At 71.4% G+C, this 15,795-nt stretch carries 13 protein-coding genes; 7 read left to right on the top strand and 6 right to left on the bottom strand.

What is annotated here, in order from left to right:
* Positions 1-7: 7 nt before the first annotated feature.
* Entirely contained in the window at positions 8-1,537 is a 1,530-nt protein-coding gene (locus W7S_RS19960; protein ID WP_014380922.1) for a DEAD/DEAH box helicase, read from the bottom strand.
* Positions 1,538-1,816: 279 nt separating this feature from the next.
* On the opposite strand from W7S_RS19960, the gene W7S_RS19955 reads away from it, so the two are divergent.
* Complete coding sequence (locus tag W7S_RS19955) at positions 1,817-2,524, top strand: ferritin-like fold-containing protein (RefSeq protein ID WP_026071232.1); 708 nt, start codon at positions 1,817-1,819, stop codon at positions 2,522-2,524.
* 12 nt (positions 2,525-2,536) lie between these two features.
* Here W7S_RS19955 and W7S_RS19950 read toward each other — a convergent pair whose 3' ends face one another.
* Positions 2,537-3,244, bottom strand: coding sequence for an MmpS family transport accessory protein (locus W7S_RS19950; RefSeq protein WP_014712237.1), 708 nt, complete (start codon positions 3,242-3,244; stop codon positions 2,537-2,539).
* Positions 3,245-3,463: 219 nt separating this feature from the next.
* Here W7S_RS19950 and W7S_RS19945 point away from each other — a divergent pair, with 219 nt between their 5' ends.
* Positions 3,464-3,730, top strand: a complete 267-nt coding sequence (locus tag W7S_RS19945; protein WP_036389938.1) for a DUF3107 domain-containing protein — start codon at positions 3,464-3,466, stop codon at positions 3,728-3,730.
* On the opposite strand, the gene W7S_RS19940 is transcribed toward W7S_RS19945, so the two are convergent.
* On the bottom strand, positions 3,727-4,413 hold the full coding sequence (locus W7S_RS19940) for a TetR/AcrR family transcriptional regulator (protein WP_008259670.1): 687 nt from the start codon (positions 4,411-4,413) through the stop codon (positions 3,727-3,729). The two genes, W7S_RS19945 and W7S_RS19940, sit on opposite strands and share 4 nt — an antisense overlap.
* A gap of 198 nt (positions 4,414-4,611) precedes the next feature.
* Between W7S_RS19940 and W7S_RS19935 the strand changes: the two genes are divergently transcribed.
* The 3 genes from W7S_RS19935 (at position 4,612) to W7S_RS19925 (ending at position 7,808) form a co-directional block, all read left to right on the top strand.
* A complete protein-coding gene (locus W7S_RS19935; RefSeq protein WP_014712236.1) occupies positions 4,612-5,649 on the top strand; it encodes a DUF3152 domain-containing protein in 1,038 nt (345 codons plus the stop codon).
* A gap of 84 nt (positions 5,650-5,733) precedes the next feature.
* Positions 5,734-6,918 carry an adenylyltransferase/sulfurtransferase MoeZ gene (gene moeZ / locus W7S_RS19930; RefSeq protein WP_041298005.1) on the top strand — a complete coding sequence of 395 codons (1,185 nt, stop codon included), beginning with the start codon at positions 5,734-5,736 and terminating at the stop codon, positions 6,916-6,918.
* A gap of 35 nt (positions 6,919-6,953) precedes the next feature.
* Entirely contained in the window at positions 6,954-7,808 is an 855-nt protein-coding gene (locus W7S_RS19925; RefSeq protein ID WP_014712234.1) for a TIGR02569 family protein, read from the top strand.
* Positions 7,809-7,814: 6 nt separating this feature from the next.
* Here W7S_RS19925 and W7S_RS19920 read toward each other — a convergent pair whose 3' ends face one another.
* From W7S_RS19920 to W7S_RS19910, 3 genes are read right to left on the bottom strand one after another with little or no spacing between them, the layout of a single operon-like run.
* Complete coding sequence (locus W7S_RS19920) at positions 7,815-8,126, bottom strand: MGMT family protein (RefSeq protein ID WP_014712233.1); 312 nt, start codon at positions 8,124-8,126, stop codon at positions 7,815-7,817.
* A 2-nt stretch (positions 8,127-8,128) separates the two neighbouring features.
* Entirely contained in the window at positions 8,129-8,914 is a 786-nt protein-coding gene (locus W7S_RS19915) for an alpha/beta fold hydrolase (protein WP_014712232.1), read from the bottom strand.
* A 45-nt stretch (positions 8,915-8,959) separates the two neighbouring features.
* Positions 8,960-9,160, bottom strand: coding sequence for a hypothetical protein (locus tag W7S_RS19910; RefSeq protein WP_014712231.1), 201 nt, complete (start codon positions 9,158-9,160; stop codon positions 8,960-8,962).
* Positions 9,161-9,283: 123 nt separating this feature from the next.
* On the opposite strand from W7S_RS19910, the gene W7S_RS19905 reads away from it, so the two are divergent.
* Positions 9,284-12,412, top strand: coding sequence for an ATP-dependent DNA helicase (locus tag W7S_RS19905; RefSeq protein ID WP_014712230.1), 3,129 nt, complete (start codon positions 9,284-9,286; stop codon positions 12,410-12,412).
* A complete protein-coding gene (locus tag W7S_RS19900) occupies positions 12,409-15,756 on the top strand; it encodes an ATP-dependent DNA helicase (protein ID WP_041298263.1) in 3,348 nt (1,115 codons plus the stop codon). The genes W7S_RS19905 and W7S_RS19900 overlap by 4 nt, the downstream gene beginning before the upstream one ends.
* Positions 15,757-15,795 lie beyond the last annotated feature (39 nt).

Below are 15,795 nucleotides of genomic sequence, written 5' to 3'. Positions count from 1 at the left end.
CGGGGAATTAGTTGTTTTGCGCGGTGGGGGCCGCCGCGGCGGCTTCCGCCGGCTTGCGGCGCCGACGGCGGCGACGGCTGGAGCCGGCGTTTCCCGGCGGGGAGCCGGCCGGCGTTTCCGCGGCGGCATCACCGTTGCTGCTCGCGGCGCCGTTGCCCGACGGGTGCGCGCTGACCGGCTGGCCGCCGCGGGTGCGCCGCCGCGTCCCGGACCGCCGCGCGGTCTTCTCCGATTTCTGTCCCGGCTTCTGGGTGGCGCGCTCACCGGTGCGGCGCGCGCCCTGCGCCTTGCGGGCCGCACCGACGGTGCCTCCGGCATCGGCGGGGATGCTCAGCTCGTCGTACAGGTGCGGCGAGCTGGAGTAGGTCTCGGCGGGTTCGGGGTTGTCCAGCCCCAACGCCTTATCGATCAGCGCCCAGCGGGTGAGCTCGTCCCAGTCCACCAGGGTGACGGCGACGCCGGTCTTGCCGGCGCGGCCGGTGCGCCCGATGCGGTGCACGTACGCCTGCTCGTCCTCGGGGATCTGGTAGTTGATGACGTGGGTGACGTCATCGATATCGATGCCGCGCGCGGCCACGTCGGTGGCCACCAGCACGTCGATGTCGCCGGTCCGGAAAGCCTTGAGCGCCTTCTCGCGTGCCACCTGTCCGAGGTCGCCGTGGACGGCGCCCACCGCGAAACCGCGCTCGGCCAACTCGTCGGCGACCTTCTGGGCGGTGCGCTTGGTGCGGGTGAAGATCATCGTGGCGCCGCGGCCCTCGGCCTGCAGGATCCGGCTGACCAGCTCCACCTTGTCCAGGGCGTGCGCCCGGTAGGCGTACTGGACGGTGGTGTCGTGGGTGGCCGCCGAGTGCGGCGCTTCGGCCCGGATGTGGGTGGGCTGGTTCATGAAGGTGCGGGCCAGCGTGATGATCGGGTCCGGCATGGTCGCCGAGAACAGCATCGACTGCCGGTCGACGGGGATCTGCCGCAGGATGCGCTCGATGTCGGGCAAAAAGCCGAGGTCGAGCATCTCGTCGGCCTCGTCGAGCACCAGCACCGAGAGCCCACCGAGCTGCAGGTGGCCCTGCTGGCTCAGGTCGAGCAGCCGGCCCGGGGTGCCCACCACGACGTCGGCGCCGGCGCGCAGCGCCTCGATCTGCGCCTCGTAGGGGCGGCCGCCGTAAATGGGGACCACGGAGAGCCGACGGCCTTCGTCGGCGGTCAAATGCTTGGCCGCCAGCGCCAGGTCATCGGTTACCTGCAGGCAGAGCTCGCGGGTGGGCACCACGATCAGCGCGCGGGGTGTTCCGTTGAGCGGCCGCGCGGCGGTGCCGGAGGTGATGCGCTGTAGCAGCGGCACCCCGAAGGCGAAGGTCTTGCCCATGCCGGTGCGGGCCTGCCCGATCAGGTCGTCGCCGGCGAGCGCGAGCGGCAGGGTCAGTTCCTGGATGGCGAAAGGGCTTTCGATCCCCTTTTCGGCGAGTGCGCGCACGATTTCGTCGCGGACACCGAGTTGAGCAAAGGTCAGTTCAGTTGTGCTGGTCAGTGTGGTCATGCGTGGGTAGGTAGCCTCTCGAAGACGTATCGGATTGTGTCGGGTGTTTCTCTGTCGCGGTCACGCGCGCACGAGTTCCGACTCCGAATACGTCGCCGAGTCGCGGGCTCCGGCTCAGTCTGGGGATCCCAGCCCGGGCGGGCCTGCTGTGCACGCACATTTCGCCGATAGCGGCGTGGGAAGAACATTTGGCACAAATACCACCGCCATCTACCTACATGATAGCTGGTCGAGCTCCGGCACCCGTTTCGCGCCAACTCCGCCGACTACAGTGTTGCCATGACCCGGCCCTCTTACCAGCCCTCTTCCACCGACCAAGTGGAGGAGTCGGCTGCCCCGCGATTGTCGGCCGATCACCCCGGGGTCAACGAGTTGTTCGCGGTCTTGGCCTACGGCGAGATCGCCGCGTTCTACCGGCTCACCGACGAGGCGCGGATGGCCCCTGACCTGCGCGGACGGATCTCGATGGCGAGCATGGCCGCCGCCGAGATGCAGCACTACGAGCAGCTGCGCGACGCGCTGGAAAGCCGCGGCGTCGACGTCGTGTCGGCGATGTCGAAGTACGTGTCGGCGCTGGAGAACTACCACCGCCTGACGATGCCCAGCACGTGGCTGGAAGCCTTGGTGAAGACGTATGTCGGTGACGCCCTGGCCGCCGATTTGTACCTGGAGATCGCCGACGGGCTGCCCGACGAGGTTGCCGACGTGGTGCGGGGGGCGCTGGCCGAGACCGGGCACTCGCAGTTCGTCGTCGCCGAGGTGCGCGCCGCCGTCACGTCCAGCGGCAAGCAGCGCAGCCGGCTCGCGCTGTGGTCGCGCCGGCTGTTCGGCGAGGCGATCACCCAGGCCCAGTACCTGCTGGCCGACCACGACGAGCTCGTCGACCTGGTGATGTCGGGCGCCGGCGGGCTGGGCCAGCTCAACGCGTTCTTCGATCGGTTGCAGCAGACGCACGACCGCCGCATGCACGAGTTGGGCCTGAGCTGACGGCCGTCAAACTCAGCGCGAGCAGGTCGCCATGTTCGACGGGCTGCCCGACGCCATGATCCGCTGACCGGCGGCGTTGAAGACCGAGCAGCTGAGCTGGCCGTAGAAGCTGGTCGCGACCACGGATTCGGTCTGCACGCCGGGATTGAGGACCACCACCTTCGACCACGGCAGCGAGACGTTGAACTCGCTCTGCGGGACGCCCCGCGCGTCGGTGTAGACCACGTTCACCAGGTCCAGCAGCTGCTTGGTCCCGCTCACGCTGTAGACGACGGTGCGCGGGTTCAGCGCGGCCGTCGGCGGCGCGGGCGCGAGAGGCGGTGCGGCCGTGGGGGTTTGGGCCGCCGGGGTGCTGGGCGCGGCGCTCGGTGTGGTGACGGTCGTCACGGTCTCCGGCGGCAGCTGGGCCACGCGCGAGGGGCTCGGTGGCGCGGACGCCTTGGTGGTCGCGGGTGCCGAGGTCACCGGGTGGGGGGCCGGCGCTCCCAGCGTGGCCTTGGTTGACGCGCTGTCGCCGCTGTTGATGATGACGGCGGTGGCGATGGCGCCGACGGCCACCACCGCGCCGAGGATCGCCGTCGCGGGTCGCCAGCGTGAATCGGCCGGCCAGCCCGTCCAGTTGTAGTCGGCGTTCAGGTAGGGGTCGGTGTCGCAGTCGTCAGCGTCGTCGTCCGGGTAGCTCCGGATCCGGTCGTCGAGGTGCGGCAATGTGGTACCCATGGGGCCGAAGTTAGCCATGCGAAAGCGCGGATCGGGTATCGCGCGGGTGTGTGAGACAACCTGCAAGCGAATCGTTATCGGCGCGCGACCGAAGTTTCGCTGACCGCGAAGTGTGGGGACGCGACGAGGTGGGGGTCGGCCGCGTCAACTAGCCTGCTGCTGACGGGGCTGGGACTTCGCCGCCCGCGCACGACTTCAATGCCTACGGAAGGGGTGACCGTGGAGGTCAAGATCGGGATCACGGATAGTCCGCGCGAGTTGGTCCTTGCCAGCGACCAGACGCCCGCCGAAGTCGAAGACCTGGTCAGCGCCGCGCTCGGCGAGGGGTCGGGGCTGCTGCGACTGAGCGACGAGCGGGGCCGTCGCTTCCTGATCCACACCAGCAAGATCGCCTACGTCGAGATCGGCGTCGCCGACGCGCGGCGGGTCGGCTTCGGGATCGGTGCCGAAATCGAAGCCGGCAAACATGCCGGCAAGGGACGCTAGGAGCGGGTCAGCGGCACGTGTGACAGTCCGCCCCAGGCGAACTGGACGGTGCCCTCGACGGCGTCCGCCTTCGAAATCGGGCGATCGGAGTCGAGCCAGTACCTGGCGCAGTCGACGCTGATGCCGACCAGCCCGACGGCGATCATCCGCGCGCGGTGCGGGTCCAGCCCGGAATCCTCGCTGATCAACGCGAACACCGCGTCGATGCAGGATTCGGTGGCCACGCGCACCTGGGCGGCCACCTCGGGCTCGGTGACGTAGTCGTTTTCGAAGATCAGCCGGTAGCCCTGGCTGTCGTGCTCGATGAAATCGAAGAACGCCTGCACCGCGGCGTGCAACCGCCGGCGGTTGTCCTTGGTGGTGCTCAACGCCTGCTGGACGCCGGAGACCAGGTTTTCCACGTGCCGCGCCAGCACGGCGAGGTACAGCTCGAGCTTGCTCGTAAAGTGTTGGTACAGAACGGGTTTGCTAACCCCGGCGCGATCGGCGATCTCGTCCATGCCGGCCGCGTGGTAGCCGCGGTCGACGAAGACGTCGCTGGCGACGATGAGCAACTGGCCGCGGCGCTCATCGCGGGGCAGCCGGTTGCCCCGCCGGTTGGGGGCCGCGGCGCCGTCCGCCGGCCTGCCGCGGTCAGCCGATCTGACGGCACGCCGTGCCGGCATCTTGGCGAGTTCGCTCATCGAGTCCTCATCTGATTGTCGACGGCCGGCCGTCGGTCCACCGGGGCTAGCCGCTCGCAGCTCGTTGAAAAGACCTTACTACCCGCGGGGTTGGAGCTCCCGCCGTCGGCGTCGTCGTACCTGGCAGAAGCGGTGTCGGGCGCCGGATTCGGGCGCGCCACGGTCGGCGTGGGTGGTCCGCTGTGTAATCCTGGGAAAATGACGTCGCAGCGACCCCCGCGCAGCAGCGGTCGCGTGCCGGTGCTGCGCGACGAGTGGCGCGAGCCGCTGCGGGCGCTGCGTGACCCCCTGGCCGCCCCGGAAGCCGGGCGGGCGCGGGCCGACCGTGAGCGGCAGCGGCAGTGGCGCAAACAAACGTGGCTCGGGCGGTTCGTCTCCACCTACGGCTGGCGCGCGTACGCGCTGCCGGTCCTGGCGGTGCTGACGGCCGTGGTCATGTACCAGACGGTGACCGGCGCCGGCGCGTCGAAGCCCACGAACAGCCAGCCCATCGAGAGTCCGCCCGCGATCGGCGCGGTGGGCACCACGATCATCGACGCGCCGCCGCGTGGGCTCGCCGCGTTCGACGCCAACCTGCCGGCCGGGACGTTGCCCGACGGAGGCCCCTTCACCGAAGCCGGTGACAAGACGTGGCACGCGGTGCCGGGCGCGACGCCCCAGTTCGGCCAGGGCACCGCCAAGGTGTTCCGGTACACCGTCGAGGTGGAGAACGGCATCGACCCTACGATGTTCGGCGACGACGAAGCCTTCGCGCAGATGGTCGACCAGACGCTGGCCAATCCGAAGGGCTGGACGCACAACCCGCAGTTCGCTTTCATCCGGATCGACGGCGCCAGTGGGGCAAAGCCCGACTTTCGGATCTCGCTGGTGTCGCCGGTGACGGTGCGGGAGGGGTGCGGCTACGAATTCCGGCTGGAGACGTCCTGCTACAACCCGGTTTTCGGCGCCAACCGCGAGGCGCGGGTCTTCATCAACGAGGCGCGCTGGGTGCGCGGCGCCGTGCCGTTCGAAGGGGACATCGGTTCGTACCGGCAATACGTGATCAACCACGAGGTCGGCCACGCCATCGGATACCTGCACCACGAGGCCTGCGAACAGCAGGGCGCCCTGGCGCCGGTGATGATGCAGCAGACGTTCTCCACGTCCAACAACGACGCCGCCCAATTCGACCCCGACACCGTCAAGGCCGACGGGAAAACCTGCCGCTTCAACCCCTGGCCGTACCCGATCGCCTAGCGGCCGACTGCCTTCGTTGCCGTCGCCCCGGCGGGCTGCTGTGATGGATTCATAAGCAGAACCGCGAAGCAGACCGAGGAGAAGTTGTCCGTGTCGTCGTTGCCGCCTCTGGTGGCACCCGCAGACCACCTGACCGGCGACGAGGTGGCCCGCTACAGCCGTCACTTGATCATTCCCGGCCTGGGGGTCGACGGGCAGAAGCGACTCAAGAACGCCCGGGTGCTGGTGATCGGCGCCGGCGGCCTGGGGGCGCCGACCTTGCTGTACCTGGCCGCGGCCGGCGTGGGCACGATCGGCATCGTCGAATTCGACGTCGTCGAGGAATCGAACCTGCACCGCCAGATCATTCACGGCGTGGCCGACGTCGGGCGTCCCAAGGCCGTCTCGGCGCGGGAGTCGATGCTCGCGATCAACCCGCTGGTGGACGTGCGCCTGCACGAGGTGCGCCTGGACTCCACCAACGCCGTCGAGTTGTTCGGTTGCTACGACCTGATCGTGGACGGCACCGACAACTTCGCGACCCGGTACCTGATCAACGACGCGGCGGTGCTGGCGAAGAAGCCGTACGTGTGGGGGTCGATCTACCAGTTCGAGGGCCAGATCTCGGTGTGCTGGGAGGACGCGCCGGACGGACGCGGCCTCAACTACCGCGACCTCTACCCGGAGCCGCCGCCGCCCGGCACCGTTCCGTCGTGCGCCGAAGGCGGCGTGCTGGGCATCGTCTGCGCGTCCATCGCCTCGGTGATGAGCACCGAAGTGATCAAACTCATCACCGGCATCGGCGATTCGTTGCTGGGCCGGTTGATGATCTACGACGCGCTGCAGATGACCTACCGCACGATCGCGATTCGCCGGGACCCGTCCGACGCGTCGAGGCCGACGATCACCGAGCTCGTCGACTATGAGCAGCTGTGCGGTGCGGTGGCCGACACCCTGGCCGGCGACGCGACGGCGATCACCCCGCGGGAGCTGCGCGAGCTGCTGGATTCCGGCAAGGAGCTGGCCCTGATCGACGTCCGCGAGCCCGTGGAGTTCGACATCGTGCACATCGAGGGCGCGCAGCTGGTCCCGCAGTCGTCGATCGACTCGGGTGAGGGTCTGGCAAAGCTGCCGCGGGACCGCATGCCGGTGCTGTATTGCAAAACGGGCGTGCGCTCGGCGCAGGCGCTGGCGGTGCTGAAGCAGGCGGGGTTCGCCGATGCGGTGCACCTGGAGGGCGGAATTGTGGCCTGGGCGCAGCAGATGCAACCCGACATGATCCTGTACTGAGCTTCGCCGCTGTTGGACTCGTTTAGAGTACCGGTGTGACAGTCGAGCCACCGCCGGACCATGTGCTGTCGGCGTTCGGTTTGGCCGGCGTCAAACCCGTCTATCTGGGCGCCAGCTGGGAGGGCGGCTGGCGGTGCGGCGAGGTCGTCCTGTCGCTGGTGGCCGACAACGCCCGCGCGGCGTGGTCCGCCCGGGTCCGCGAGACGTTGTTCGTCGACGGCGTCCGGCTGGCCCGCCCGGTCCGGTCCACCGACGGGCGCTACGTCGTTTCCGGGTGGCGGGCGGACACCTTCGTCGCGGGGACGCCGGAGCCCCGCCACGACGAGGTCGTCTCGGCGGCGGTGCGCCTGCACGAGGCGACGGGCAAACTGGAACGCCCCCGCTTTTTGACCCAGGGCCCCGCGGCGCCCTGGGGGGACGTCGACATTTTCATCGCCGCCGACCGCGCGGCGTGGGAGGAACGGCCACTGGCCTCGGTGCCGCCCGGCGCGCGGGTGGCCCCGGCCACCGCGGACGCCGAGCGCTCGGTGGAGTTGCTCAACCAGCTCGCCACGTTGCGCAAGCCGACCAAGAGCCCCAACCAGCTGGTCCACGGGGACCTTTACGGCACAGTGCTTTTCGTGGGCACCGCGGCGCCGGGCATCACCGACATCACTCCGTACTGGCGGCCCGCGTCGTGGGCGGCGGGCGTGGCCGTCATCGACGCGTTGTCCTGGGGCGAGGCCGACGACGGACTGATCGAGCGCTGGAACGCCCTACCGGAATGGCCGCAGATGTTGTTGCGGGCGTTGATGTTTCGCCTGGCGGTCCATGCGCTGCACCCGCGGTCCACCGCCGCGGCGTTCCCCGGTCTGGCGCGCACCGCGGCGCTGGTCCGGTTGGTGCTGTAGTCGAAACTACAAAACCCCGTCCGGGAATTCGTAGCGAACCTCGCGCAGCGCGATCCGGCCGTCGCGGGCCAGCACGCCCTCGGCGCGCAGCAGCTCCAGCTGCCGGGTGGTCAGGTGGCGCGCCGGGCGCCCGGAGGCGGTGATGACGCGGTGCCACGGCAGGTCCGAGGAGTCGGTCCGCATGATCCAGCCGACGATCCGCGGGCTGGAAAGCCCTGCGACCGAGGCGATGTCGCCGTAGGTGGCCACCCTGCCGGACGGGATGGCGGCGACCAGCGCCCGCACCCGCTCGACCTGATCGTCGGTCACCGGCGCCACGGTCAGCGGGCTTCCAGTAGCTCGCGGGCCAGCGCGGCGACGTCGTCGGGCTTGGCGTAGGGCACCATGTGGTTGCAGTCGAAATCCAGCAGCCGGAAACGCGATCCCAGCCGCTGCGCAAGGCCCGCGATGAGTTCGTCGGTGACATACGGCGGCGATGTTCGCTTGGCGCGCACCAGGATCGTCGGCGTTTGCGCCGGCGGCAGCACGGCGTCGCGGGCGAGCTCGCTCCAATACGCCATCATCGCCGGCAGGCTGATGCGCCAGCCGTAGCGGCCATTGGGTAGGGCGATCAGATGCTCGTCGAGCTCGGCATCGAGCAGCGCGGGCTCGACATCCGACCACGAGCCGTGCACCTTTTCCAGGCGTGCTTCCTCGGCGTCGGGATAGTCGGGCGAGGACAACATGGCCTCGGCGATCTCGCCCATCCACGCGCCGTCCAACCCGATCGCCGGATCGAGCAGCAGCAGCCCCGAAACCTGGTTCGGCCGCGCCGCGGCCAGGTGCATGGCAAGCCCTGCGCCGAACGAGTGGCCGACGACCACCACCGGCGTGCCGGCCTGCGCGTCGAGCAGCGCGGCCAGCGCCGAGACGTTGGCGTCGATGGTCCACGGCGCCGCCCACGAGGACCGGCCGTGGCCGAGCAGATCCGGTGCGGCCAGGCCGATCTCGGGCAGCAGGCCGGACAGGTGTTGCCAACGCTGCCCGTGCCCGGTCAGCCCGTGCAGCGCGAGGATCCGCGCCGGGCCGGACGGACCGTAGCGGTGGACGTACAACTTCGCGGTCACCCGTCGATGGTGCCAGCCGCCGTCACCGGGCGTCGCGGGCGGTCCTCAGCGATCGTCGTCCCGTTCGTCGTCCGCGGACACGACGTATGCCTGCTCGATCACGTCGGCTTCGTTGGCCTCGCGGTCCCGGGCGCTGACGTAATCGGTGTCCAGGCCGGCGTCGTCGTCGGAATCGGCGGGCCGCAGTTGCTCCACCGCGTCGCCCTCGGGCGCCTCGTCGGTGGGAAAGCCGTGCTCGTCCGTCATGTTCGTCAACCCCTCCTTTTGCAGCCTTGAGACCATTCTTCGCGCTGCTGCGACTTCCAGGGTAAGAGCTCGCGTCGGCGCTGGCCGGGTCCACTTGTCACACCCTGGTGATTGCATGCAGCCATGGCACACACCTGGGAGGCCGACGCGAGCGCTGTGCTGGCGCCCGGTGCGCGCGGGATCGTTCGCGTGCTCGGCGGGCCCGGAACCGGAAAGAGCAGCCTGCTGATCGACGCCGCGGTCGCCCGGATCGACGCCGGGATCGACCCGGAATCGGTTCTGCTGCTGACCGGTTCGGGCCGGCTCGGGATTGCCGAGCGCAGCGCGTTGACGACGGCGTTGCTGCGCTCCCGACCGGGCCGGGTCGCCGTCAGCGAACCGCTGGTGCGGACCGTGCACGGGTATGCCTACGCGGTCTTGCGGCGCGCCGCCGAACGGGCCGGCGACGCGCCCCCGCGGCTGGTCACCAGCGCCGAGCAGGACGCCATCATCCGGGAGCTGCTGGCCGGAGACCTCGACGACGGCCCCCGCGCGACGTCCGCGTGGCCGGCTCAGCTGCGGCCGGCGCTGAGCACCGCGGGGTTCGCCACGGAACTGCGAAACCTGTTGGCCCGCTGCGCCGAACGCGGTATCGACCCAGGGGAACTGGAGCGGCTTGGCCGTCATTGCCGCCGGCCGGAGTGGATCGCCGCGGGGCAATTCGCGCGCCAGTACGAGCAGGTGATGTTGCTGCGCGCGGCGGTCGGCACGGCCGCGCCAGAGGCGACGACACCCGCGCTGGGCGCCGCCGAATTGGTGGGCGCGGCGCTGGAGGCGTTCGCCGTCGACCCCGAGCTGCTGGCGGCCGAACGCGGCCGGATCCGGGTCCTGCTGGTCGACGACGCCCAACAGCTCGACCCTCAGGCGGCCCGCCTGGTGCGGGTGCTCGCGGCGGGCGCCGAGCTGGCGCTGATCGCCGGGGACCCCAATCAGGCGGTGTTCGGCTTCCGGGGCGGCGAACCGGCCGGGCTGCTGCTCGACGGCGACGGCCCGGCGGTGACGTTGACGACGTCGCATCGCTGCGCGCCCGCCGTGGCCCGCGCCGTCAGCGGCATCGCCGCCCGGTTGCCCGGCGGCGGCGCCGGCCGCCGGATCGACGGCGCCGGGGCGGGGGAGGGATCGGTCACGGTGCGCCTCGCCGCCTCGGCGCACGCCGAGGCGGCGGCGATCGCCGACGCGCTGCGGCGGGCGCACCTGGTCGACGGCGTGCCCTGGTCGCAGATGGCGGTCATCGTCCGGTCGGTACCGCGGGCCGGCGCGCGGTTGCCGCGCGCGCTCGCGGCCGCCGGGGTGCCGGTGGCCGCGGCCGCCGCCACCGGGCCGCTGGCCGAGGAGCCGGCGGTGCGCGCGCTGCTGACCGTGCTGCTGGCCGCCGCCGACGGGCTGGACGGGCAGCAGGCGCTGGCGTTGCTGACCGGCCCCATCGGCCGCGTCGACCCGGTTTCGCTGCGGCAACTGCGCCGAACCCTGCAGCGCGCCAACCCCGATCGCCCGCCGGGCGACTTCGCCGCGCTGTTGGTCGAGACGCTGTCGGGCGCCGTGCCGCCGGGTCCACAGTTCCGTTCGTTGCGCAGGGTCCGCGCGGTGCTGGATGCGGCCGCGCGGTGCCACGAAGCCGGTGAGGACCCGCGCTACACCCTGTGGGCCGCCTGGCACCGGTCCGGGCTGCAGCGCCGCTGGCTGTCGGTCAGCGAGCGCGGCGGCCCCGCCGCCGCCCAGGCCACCCGGGATCTCGAGTCGGTCACCGCGTTGTTCGACATCACCGACGACTACGTGTCGCGCACTTCCGGCGCGTCGTTGCGCGGCCTGGTCGAGCACGTCGCCGCGCTGCACCTGCCGAACGCCAACCCCGAGCCGGCCGCCACGGCGGGGCAGGTCAGGGTGCTCAGCGCGCACGCCGCGCTGGGACACGAATGGGATTTCGTGGTCATCGCCGGATTGCAGGATGGTTTGTGGCCCAACACCGTTCCGCGGGGCGGTGTGCTGGGCACCCAGCGGCTGCTCGACGAGCTGGACGGGGTCACCGCGGACGCCTCGATGCGCGCACCCCTGGTGGCCGAGGAGCGCCGGTTGTTGGTGGCGGCGATGGGCCGTGCCCGCCGGCGGCTGTTGGTGACGGCGGTCGACAGCGACACCGGTGGGGCGGACCACGCGGCCGCGCTGCCGTCGCCGTTCTTCTTCGACATCGCGCAATGGGCCGACGAAGACGTGGAAACAACTGCGCTGCAACCTGTTTCGGCGCCCCGGGTGCTGTCGGCGGCTGCGCTGGTGGGACGGCTGCGGGGCGTGGTCTGCGCTCCCGACGGGGCGGTGGACGAGCTCGCCCGGGACTGCGCGGCAACGCAATTGGCCCGCCTGGCCAAAGCCGGGGTGCCCGGCGCCGACCCGGCCGGCTGGCACGGCCTGACCCCGGTCAGCACCGGCGAGCCGCTGCGGGGCGGCGGCGACGTCGTGACGCTGACCCCGTCGACCCTGCAGACACTGACCGACTGCCCGCTGCGCTGGCTCGCCGAACGCCACGGCGGGACCAATCCGCGCGACCTGCGCTCCACCATCGGTTCGGTGGTGCACGCGCTGATCGCCGAACCGCATCGAAGCGAATCCGAACTGCTGGCCGAGCTGGAGCGCGCCTGGCAGCACCTACCCATTGCGGCGCAATGGCATTCGGACAACGAGCTGGCCCGTCACCGCGCGATGCTCGAGGCGTTCGTCGAGTGGCGAAGCCAGAGCCGCGGCGCGCTCACCGAGGTCGGCGTCGAGGTCGAGATCGACGGAACCCTTGAAACCGGTGACGGGGAACAGATTCGGCTGCGCGGCCGCGTCGACCGGCTGGAGCGCGACGCCGCCGGCCGGCTGGTGATCGTCGACGTCAAGACCGGCAAGTCCCCGGTCAGCAAGGACGACACCCAACAACACGCCCAACTGGCGATGTATCAGCTGGCGGTGTCCGAAGGCCTGGTGGCCGCCGGGGGCGACACCGTGGAACCCGGTGGGGCGCGGCTGGTTTACGTCGGCAAGGCCGGGGCGGCCGGGGCCGTCGAACGCGAACAGGACCCGCTCACCGCGGACGCCGGCGACGAATGGCGACAGGTCATCCGGCGTGCCGCCGCCGCGACGGCCGGCCCGCAGTTCGTGGCGCGGCGCAACGACGGTTGCACGCACTGCCCCATCCGGCCGTGCTGCCCGGCGCACACCGACGGAGCGGCCCGATGAACGCCCGCTACAACCCGAGCGAATTGGCCTGCGCGCTCGGCCTTTTCCCGCCGACCGAGGAGCAGTCCGCGGTCATCGCCGCGCCGCCGGGCCCGCTGGTCGTCATCGCGGGGGCCGGAGCCGGTAAGACCGAGACCATGGCCGCACGGGTGGTGTGGCTGATCGCCAACGGCTACGCCGAACCCGCCCAGGTGCTGGGACTGACGTTCACCCGCAAGGCCGCCGGCCAGCTGATGCGCCGCGTTCGGTCCCGGCTGGCCCGGTTGGCCGGCGTCGGCCTGGGCCCCGTCGGCGATGCCGCCGCCGAGCCCGAGGGCGCCCCGGTGATCAGCACCTACCACGCATTCGCGGGTTCGTTGCTGCGCGACTACGGGCTGCTGCTGCCCGTCGAGCCCGACACCCGGTTGCTCAGCGAAACCGAGCTGTGGCAGCTGGCTTTCGACGTGGTCAACGGGTACCGCGGCGAGCTGCACACCGACAAGAACCCGGCCGCCGTCACCTCGATGGTGTTGCGCCTGTGGGGACAGTTGGCCGAACACCTCGTCGACACCGGACAGCTGCGCGATACCCACGTCGAGCTAGAGCGGCTCGTCCATGGCCTGCCCGCCGGGCCCTATCAGCGGGAGCGCGGTCCCAGCCAATGGTTACTGCGCCTGCTGGGCACCCAGACCGAGCGCGCGGAGTTGGTGCCGCTGCTGGACGCGCTCGACGAGCGCATGCGCGCCGAGAAGGTGATGGATTTCGGCATGCAGATGGCCTCGGCTGCGCGGTTGGCCGCGGGCTTCCCCCAGGTCGGTGCGGACCTGCGCGCCCGCTACCGGGTGGTGCTGCTCGACGAGTATCAGGACACCGGCCACGCCCAGCGCATCGCGCTGTCGGCCCTGTTCGGCGGCGGGGTCGACGACGGGCTGGCGCTGACGGCCGTGGGCGACCCCATCCAGTCCATCTACGGCTGGCGCGGGGCCTCGGCGACCAACCTGCCCCGGTTCACCACCGACTTTCCCCGCTCCGACGGCACGCCCGCGCCCGTCCTGGAATTGCGGACCAGCTGGCGCAATCCGCCGCGGACCCTGCGGGTCGCCAACGCGGTGTCGGCCGAGGCGCGGCGGCGATCGGTGGCCGTGCACGCGCTGCGCCCTCGCCCGGACGCCCCGCCCGGCACGGTCCGCTGCGCCCTGCTGCCCGACGTGGTGGCCGAGCGCGAGTGGATCGCCGATCACCTCGACGCCCACTACCGGCGGGCCCGGGCCGACGGCGTGAGCCCGCCGACGGCCGCGGTGCTGGTGCGCCGCAACGCCGACGCCGCGCCCATCGCCGACGCGCTGCGGGCGCGCGGCATCCCCGTCGAGGTGGTCGGGCTGGCCGGGCTGCTGTCGGTGCCCGAGGTCGCCGAGGTGGTGGCCATGCTACGGCTGGTCGCCGACCCGACGGCCGGCGCGGCGGCGATGCGGGTGCTCACCGGCGCGCGCTGGCGCCTCGGCGCCCGCGACATCGCCGCGCTGTGGCAGCGTGCGCGCGCGCTCGGCGGGACCGCGGGGGACACCGCGCCGCCCTCGCCCGAGGCGATTGCGCGCGCCGCCGACCCCTCGCACGTCGACGCCGATACTGTCTGTCTGGCCGACGCGATCGCCGATCCCGGTCCGGCCGGCTCGTATTCGGCGGCGGGGTATCAGCGCATCACTGCCTTGGGCGCCGAGCTGAGCGCCCTGCGCGCCCACCTCGGGCATCCCCTCGCCGACCTGGTGGCCGAGGTGCGCCGCGTGCTGGGCGTCGACTGCGAGGTCCGGGCCGCGGCGGGGGTGGCGGCGGGTTGGGCCGGCACCGAGCACCTGGACGCGTTCGCCGACGTCGTCGCCGCTTACGCCGAGCGCGCCGACGGCGCGGCCACGCGGCTGGACGCGTCCGCAACCGCCTCGGTGGCCGGGCTGCTGGGGTTTCTGGATGCCGCCGAGGCGGTCGAGAACGGTTTGGCGCCAGCACCTTTGGCCGTCGCGCGCGACCGCGTCCAGGTGCTCACCGTGCATTCGGCGAAGGGACTCGAATGGCAGGTGGTGGCGGTCGCGCACCTCTCGGGTGGGACGTTCCCGTCGACCGCGTCCAGGAGCACCTGGCTCACCGACGCCGCGGAGCTGCCCCCGCTGCTTCGCGGCGACCGCGCCGCCACCGGGGCGCTGGGCATCCCGGTGCTCGACGCCTCGGACGTCACCAACCGAAAACAACTGTCGGACAAGATCTCCGAGCATCGCCGCCACCTCGATCAGCGGCGCGTGGACGAGGAGCGCCGATTGTTGTATGTCGCGATCACCCGGGCCGAGGACACCCTGCTGGTGTCCGGGCACCACTGGGGCGCCACCGGGGTCAAGCCGCGCGGCCCGTCGGATTTCCTGGTGGAGATCAAGGACGTCATCGACCGTGCGGCCGTGGCGGGCGACCCCTGCGGCACCGTGGAGCACTGGGCGCCGACGCCCGCCGACGGCGAGCGAAACCCGCTTCGCGACAACGTTATCGAAGCGGTGTGGCCGGCCGACCCGCTGGCCGTGCGGCGCGACGAGGTCGAGCGCGGTGCGGCGCTGGTGAGGCGGGCGCTCGCCGCCGGGCCCGGTCGGCCGTGCGCCGATGTCGACGGCTGGGGCGCCGACGTCGATGCGTTGCTGGCCGAACGGGCGCGGTTGATCGAGCCACCGGTCCGGGCACTGCCCGGCCAGCTGTCGGTCAGCTCCCTAGTCGGCCTGGCGCGCGACCCGGCGGGCACCGCGCAGCGGTTGAGGCATCGGCTACCGTCGCGGCCGGATCCGCATGCGTTGCTGGGCAATGCGTTTCACTCCTGGGTCCAGAAGTTCTACGGCGCAGAATGCCTGTTCGATCTCGGCGATCTGCCGGGTGCGGCGGACTCCGACGTCGGCGACAGCGCCGAATTGGCCGCACTGCAGGCCGCATTCACCGAATCTCCGTGGGCCGCAAGGACTCCCGTCGCCGTCGAGGTGCCGTTCGAGATGCCGATCGGTGAGACCCTGGTCCGCGGGCGCATCGACGCGGTGTTCGCCGATCCCGACGGCGGCGCGACCGTCGTGGACTGGAAAACCGGCGAACCGCCGCACGGCGCGGAGGCGCTGCGCCAGGCCGCCGTCCAGCTCGCGGTGTACCGGATGGCCTGGGCGGCGCTGGCCGGGGTCGCGGAATCGTCGGTGCGCACCGCCTTCTACTACGTGCGCGCCGGCACCACCGTGGTCCCCGACGAACTGCCGAGCGCCGCCGAGCTGGCCGGGTTGCTGACCGATCCGGACGGTACACGGTGTGACCCGCGCCGCCCGAGTATTGGGGAGGCGGTGCCCGTGGTTACATAAGACGCGTGCGTGTCTCGTGCGCGGAAATCAAACCGATGA

This window comes from Mycobacterium sp. MOTT36Y, assembly GCF_000262165.1.
Taxonomy (GTDB): Bacteria; Actinomycetota; Actinomycetes; order Mycobacteriales; family Mycobacteriaceae; genus Mycobacterium; species Mycobacterium intracellulare.
Note: the sequence above shows the minus strand (reverse complement) of the source record. Positions and strands in the feature narration are given on the sequence as shown.

Excerpts from the sequence above, each read along its gene's own strand:
- W7S_RS19960 (WP_014380922.1), bottom strand. The coding sequence starts at position 1,537 with ATGACCACACTGACCAGCACAACTGAACTGACCTTTGCTCAACTCGGT.
- W7S_RS19955 (WP_026071232.1), top strand. The coding sequence starts at position 1,817 with ATGACCCGGCCCTCTTACCAGCCCTCTTCCACCGACCAAGTGGAGGAG.
- W7S_RS19950 (WP_014712237.1), bottom strand. The coding sequence starts at position 3,244 with ATGGGTACCACATTGCCGCACCTCGACGACCGGATCCGGAGCTACCCG.
- W7S_RS19940 (WP_008259670.1), bottom strand. The coding sequence starts at position 4,413 with ATGAGCGAACTCGCCAAGATGCCGGCACGGCGTGCCGTCAGATCGGCT.
- W7S_RS19935 (WP_014712236.1), top strand. The coding sequence starts at position 4,612 with ATGACGTCGCAGCGACCCCCGCGCAGCAGCGGTCGCGTGCCGGTGCTG.
- W7S_RS19910 (WP_014712231.1), bottom strand. The coding sequence starts at position 9,160 with ATGACGGACGAGCACGGCTTTCCCACCGACGAGGCGCCCGAGGGCGAC.
- W7S_RS19905 (WP_014712230.1), top strand. The coding sequence starts at position 9,284 with ATGGCACACACCTGGGAGGCCGACGCGAGCGCTGTGCTGGCGCCCGGT.
- W7S_RS19900 (WP_041298263.1), top strand. The coding sequence starts at position 12,409 with ATGAACGCCCGCTACAACCCGAGCGAATTGGCCTGCGCGCTCGGCCTT.